Genomic DNA, 4,487 nt, shown 5'->3' with positions numbered 1-4,487 from the left:
ACGAAGTGGTCGTCAAATGCGCTGGAGAAAAATTCTGGCTTTGGCGTGCGGTGGATCAACATGGCTCCGTTCTCGAAGAAATCTTGCAGAAGCGGCGTGATAAAAGGGCGGCAAAGCGACTGCTCGTGGCGTTAATGAAGCGCTATGGCTTTGCTCCCAAACGGATCATCACCGATAAGCTCCGCTCCTACGGTGCAGCAAAGGCAGAAGTGGCGCCCGGCCTTGACCATTGGTCGCACAAGGGCCTCAATAATCGGGCCGAAAATAGCCATCTGCCGTTTAGGAAACGGGAGCGAACCATGCAAGGTCATCGGTCGCCTGGAGCGTTGCAACGGTTCGTCTCCATGCACTCAGCGACCCGCAATTGTTTCTCTGTTCCATCTCGTCGCCGAGCCGCACACACAATTCGCTACCATCGCCTCGAAGCTTTCGATGCATGGAAAATTGCGGCCTGTTTCGCCTGAATATCTACGAGCCACGGGCCTTTCCGGTCAGAGAAACTTAACGTGACAACACCTACGGATTTTATCCTCGGCTGAATAATGTTTACGCGTGGCACGACGGATATCTTTGATCGTCCTCTCCGCAGAAGACGTTTGGGGAACGGGTTTCTGTCTCATCTTTGCGTCCTTTGATAAAGCTATGATGAGCCGAAAATCCTCTCTTCTTAATTAAACCAGTTTTGTCTCAAAGGCCCTGATGTCGGACAATTGCGGCCTGTTTCGCCTGAATATCTACGAGCCCCTGGCCTTTCCGGCCAGAGAAACTTAACGTGACAACACCGTCTGGAGACTATAGCATTGTCAGAAGAGCGGGAAAGCGATTTTCCTGCGGGTATTTCTTATCTTTCATTGTCTGAGATGGAGTAGACATGGCCACGGATGATATTTCATCTCTCCCGGTTTCGCAGTCCGTTGTCGGAAAACTGACAAGGGCTGCAGTTTTTCTTATTGTAACGATCAACAAGGGAAGCGAAGCAGAAAAGATTGTGCGTGGTCTGTGCGCTGATCTTTCGAGCTTGGTGCGAGGTGTCGGTTTCCGGCGATTGAATGGGCAACTCTCCTGCGTCACCGGTTTTGGAGCGCGGGCCTGGGATCGTCTCTTCGGTTCACCGAGGCCGAAGGAGTTGCATGTATTCCGTGAGATACGCGGCGTTCATACCGCCGTATCGACACCCGGCGATATTCTGTTTCATGTCCGGGCAGACAGCATGGACCAGTGCTTCGAGTTGGCAAGTCATATCATGTCGCGGCTTGCAGGTTATGTTTCCGTTGCCGATGAGGTGCACGGCTTCAAGTTTTTCGACGACCGCGATCTTCTGGGTTTCGTCGACGGTACCGAGAATCCGGTCAATCAGGCCGCTATTGCCGCAACTCTCATTGGCAACGAGGATCCTGAGTTTTCTGGCTGCAGTTACGTGATCGTCCAGAAATATCTTCATGACCTCGATAGCTGGAACAGGGTCCCGGTCGAGGAACAGGAAAACATAATAGGTCGGCACAAGCTGTCTGATATCGAGCAACGCGATGAGCAGAAGAAACCTTACGCTCACAATGTACTGACGAACATTGAAGAGAACGGAGAGCAGCTTCAGATCGTGCGTGACAACATGCCTTTTGGCGAAGTCGGCAAAGGAGAATTCGGGACCTATTTTATCGGTTTCGCCCGTTCGCCGTCTCGTATCGAGAAAATGCTGGAGAATATGTTTATCGGCAATCCTCCCGGCACTTACGACCATATTCTCGATTTCAGTCGTGCGGTAACAGGCTCACTGTTCTTCGTTCCCACAGTGACTTTCCTTGACGAAGTTACCGTTGAAATGGTCCCGGTTCCCGAGACTGAAAAGCCTTCCGAAACCACAAAATCCGATACGCGAGCCGATGGAGAGGCTATTCTCAGCGATGGTTCGCTATCTATAGGTTCATTAAAGGAGTGAGAAAGTTATGAATAATCTGCATCGAAATCTTGCTCCAATTTCCGCGAGCGCCTGGGAACAGATTGAGCAAGAAGCTGCGCGGACATTGAAGCGTCATCTCTCCGCACGTCGTGTCATTGATGTGAAGGGCCCTCACGGGTTTGATCTGTCGGCTGTTGGTACAGGACATCTTAAGGAAATCGCGAGCCCCGGAGATGGAATCCAGACCCGTCAGCGAGAGGTCAAGCCACTCGTGGAAGTTCGTGTTCCTTTTCAACTTAGTCGCGAGGCCATCGATGATGTCGATCGTGGTGCCCAGGATTCAGACTGGTCCCCGGTAAAGGAGGCTGCCCAGCGTATCGCCTTCGCGGAGGAGAGAGCGGTTTACACCGGGTTTTCAGGCGCGAATATTCAAGGAATGGCACAGGGCAGCAGCAATGCTGCGCTAACTCTTCCATCAGACATCAAGTCCTACCCTGACGTGATTGCAAAGGCAGTCAGCGTGCTACGTCTGGCCGGTTGCAATGGTCCATACGCTGTGGTGTTGGGGGCGGATGCATATACGGCTGCCAGCGGCGGAAATGATGACGGTTATCCAGTCTTCCATCACATCGAACGAATTGTCGATGGAGGCATTTTCTGGGCGCCGGCAGTAGACGGAGCATTTGTTTTGACAACTCGAGGTGGTGATTTCGAGTTGGATATAGGTCAGGATGTTTCGATCGGCTATCTTGGGCATAGCGCCACCACTGTCGATTTATACCTGCAGGAATCCTTTACGTTCCAGATGTTCACATCGGAAGCCGCAGTTTCAATTACAGCCCCACCGAGGTAGGTGCCAAGTACATCAAATTCGTTCCAGCTTCCCTTGAAGAGGTCCACTCAATTCCGTTGGAAAGACATACATGCGTGTTCTTCTCCGCCGCAATAAGACACTTGCTTTCTAGTAAGATGTGAAAGATTAAAACCCCGTTGATGGGAAGGGTTCTTCTTTCTATCGCAGTTGAAATGGCCATTTCTGGGCTATATTTTCTACTGTCTGGATCGTGGTGACGTCCTAGGTGCCCGACTCATACGATCAGAGCCAAATACGATATGAGTATCTACACTGGTGATTTGATTGAAGTCACCACCAGCTTAACCGACAGGAGATTTCGATGACATTTTCGCTTCCGGACCTCCCTTACCCTCATGACGCGTTGGCTCCCTTTATGTCCAGAGAGACGCTCGAGTATCACCACGACAAACATCACGCGGCCTACAAGCTGTGTTGCTGTGCTCGAAGGGGTGGAAAGTCAACAAGCAAGGAGGGCAGAACAATATAGAAGTAATGTGGTGGCACATCGATCACATCATGTATTTGCCCCAGAAGTCGTCTCGCGGTTCGATTTGCTCGACAATATCAATCCATAGGCCCGAAGGGTCTTTAAATCCAAAACGGCGTTGGCCGAACGGCTCATCAGTCAGCGGGTAAGTAACGGGTAATCCCCTTTCTATCAGTTCGTCGTGAGCGGCCTTAGCATCGCCAACCTCCATCTCGAAGCACAGGCCAATTCCGGCGAAGGTTTCGGGGCCGGGCGGTGACGACGGATGATCTGGCGTCATGAAAGCAATCGAAGCAGTACTGTTTTCTGCAGTCAGCAGGCAGAACCATTGACTATCGAAAGTCACATCGAACTGCAGATACTTAAGCCAGAAGTCGCGCGCTTCGTCTTTTTTATCGGTGACGATTATCGGGTAGCGATCGAAAAATCGCATGATAGGACTCCTTGCCAGATTTAAACAAACAGATTATCGGTATGTTTATGATCATATAAACATACAGACTGTCTGTCAATATCTTATAGAAGGGCGATTATGAGCAAAAACGAACTGCGTACCATCCAAACAAGAGGGCGATTGGTTGCAGCTGCGCGGACATTATTTGCCCGCAATGGCTATGCCATGACCAGCACGGATGCGATCATAGACGAGGCGGGAGTAACACGCGGCGCACTCTATCATCATTATCGCGATAAAGCAGACTTGTTTGAAGCTGTATGCCGCGACCTTGCCGCCGGGGCGGCAGAGGCGATCCAAATCGCAACGAGGGATGTGGTCACTTCTATTGAGGCGTTGGAAAAGGGCTCGACGGCTTGGATCGATTTTATGGTTAAACCCGAAAACCGCCGTATACTCGTTGTCGATGCACCAGGTGTACTCGGACGAGAGCAGTGGGAAGCGCTCGATCGCGAGCTTTCTTTTGATCTTCTAAGGATCGGCGTGGAGGAGGCCATCAGCGAAGGTGCCATCCGCTTCTCGTCTGGCCCCACAGCATTGGCTGTGCTGCTCAACGGGGCAATGAACGAGATAGCATTGCGCGCGGAAGACGATGATGTCGCTGGATTGAAAGCTGGGTTGCTGGAGCTGTTCCGCGCTCTCAAGCCATGATTTCAGCCACGTTGATGGGCAGTTCCACCGTTAAAGTTGAAGACCATAAAGGTGACCGAGCCTTCGCTCTTTCCTGGGCGGAGCTTGAAACCATGGTCCGAGTGGAAATCCCCGTGACTGTTATAGTCTTAAACGACGGTAT

The 4,487-nt window shown here is 51.4% G+C and carries 6 protein-coding genes and 1 pseudogene; 6 read left to right on the top strand and 1 reads right to left on the bottom strand.

What is annotated here, in order from left to right; all coding sequences use genetic code 11:
* The 4 genes and pseudogenes from OPR82_RS22560 to OPR82_RS22545 all read left to right on the top strand — a co-directional run.
* Nucleotides 1-464: DDE-type integrase/transposase/recombinase (locus tag OPR82_RS22560; protein ID WP_265987196.1), on the top strand; the 464-nt coding region annotated here is incomplete at its 5' end.
* Nucleotides 465-871: 407 nt separating this feature from the next.
* Nucleotides 872-1,936 (top strand): Dyp-type peroxidase, encoded by a 1,065-nt coding sequence (locus OPR82_RS22555; protein ID WP_265987194.1) that lies wholly within the window; start codon nt 872-874, stop codon nt 1,934-1,936.
* Nucleotides 1,937-1,943: 7 nt separating this feature from the next.
* On the top strand, nt 1,944-2,750 hold the full coding sequence (locus OPR82_RS22550; protein ID WP_265987192.1) for a family 1 encapsulin nanocompartment shell protein: 807 nt from the start codon (nt 1,944-1,946) through the stop codon (nt 2,748-2,750).
* A 322-nt stretch (nt 2,751-3,072) separates the two neighbouring features.
* Nucleotides 3,073-3,177: pseudogene (locus OPR82_RS22545) on the top strand (superoxide dismutase); the annotation flags it as partial.
* 85 nt (nt 3,178-3,262) lie between these two features.
* On the opposite strand, the gene OPR82_RS22540 reads toward OPR82_RS22545, so the two are convergent.
* Nucleotides 3,263-3,673, bottom strand: coding sequence for a VOC family protein (locus OPR82_RS22540; RefSeq protein WP_007881530.1), 411 nt, complete (start codon nt 3,671-3,673; stop codon nt 3,263-3,265).
* A 99-nt stretch (nt 3,674-3,772) separates the two neighbouring features.
* Here OPR82_RS22540 and OPR82_RS22535 point away from each other — a divergent pair, with 99 nt between their 5' ends.
* Both OPR82_RS22535 and OPR82_RS22530 read left to right on the top strand, forming a co-directional pair.
* Nucleotides 3,773-4,345 carry a TetR/AcrR family transcriptional regulator gene (locus OPR82_RS22535; protein ID WP_007881529.1) on the top strand — a complete coding sequence of 191 codons (573 nt, stop codon included), beginning with the start codon at nt 3,773-3,775 and terminating at the stop codon, nt 4,343-4,345.
* A gap of 11 nt (nt 4,346-4,356) precedes the next feature.
* Nucleotides 4,357-4,487 (top strand): thiamine pyrophosphate-dependent enzyme (locus tag OPR82_RS22530; protein WP_323054580.1); only part of this gene is annotated, 131 nt, incomplete at its 3' end.

Source organism: Ochrobactrum chromiisoli (genome assembly GCF_026241335.1).
In the GTDB taxonomy this organism is placed as follows: Bacteria; Pseudomonadota; Alphaproteobacteria; order Rhizobiales; family Rhizobiaceae; genus Brucella; species Brucella chromiisoli.
Note: the sequence above shows the minus strand (reverse complement) of the source record. Positions and strands in the feature narration are given on the sequence as shown.

What these genes read in the sequence shown, in the direction of transcription:
- OPR82_RS22555 (WP_265987194.1), top strand. Translation starts at nt 872, where the DNA reads ATGGCCACGGATGATATTTCATCTCTCCCGGTTTCGCAGTCCGTTGTC.
- OPR82_RS22550 (WP_265987192.1), top strand. Translation starts at nt 1,944, where the DNA reads ATGAATAATCTGCATCGAAATCTTGCTCCAATTTCCGCGAGCGCCTGG.
- OPR82_RS22540 (WP_007881530.1), bottom strand. Translation starts at nt 3,673, where the DNA reads ATGCGATTTTTCGATCGCTACCCGATAATCGTCACCGATAAAAAAGAC.
- OPR82_RS22535 (WP_007881529.1), top strand. Translation starts at nt 3,773, where the DNA reads ATGAGCAAAAACGAACTGCGTACCATCCAAACAAGAGGGCGATTGGTT.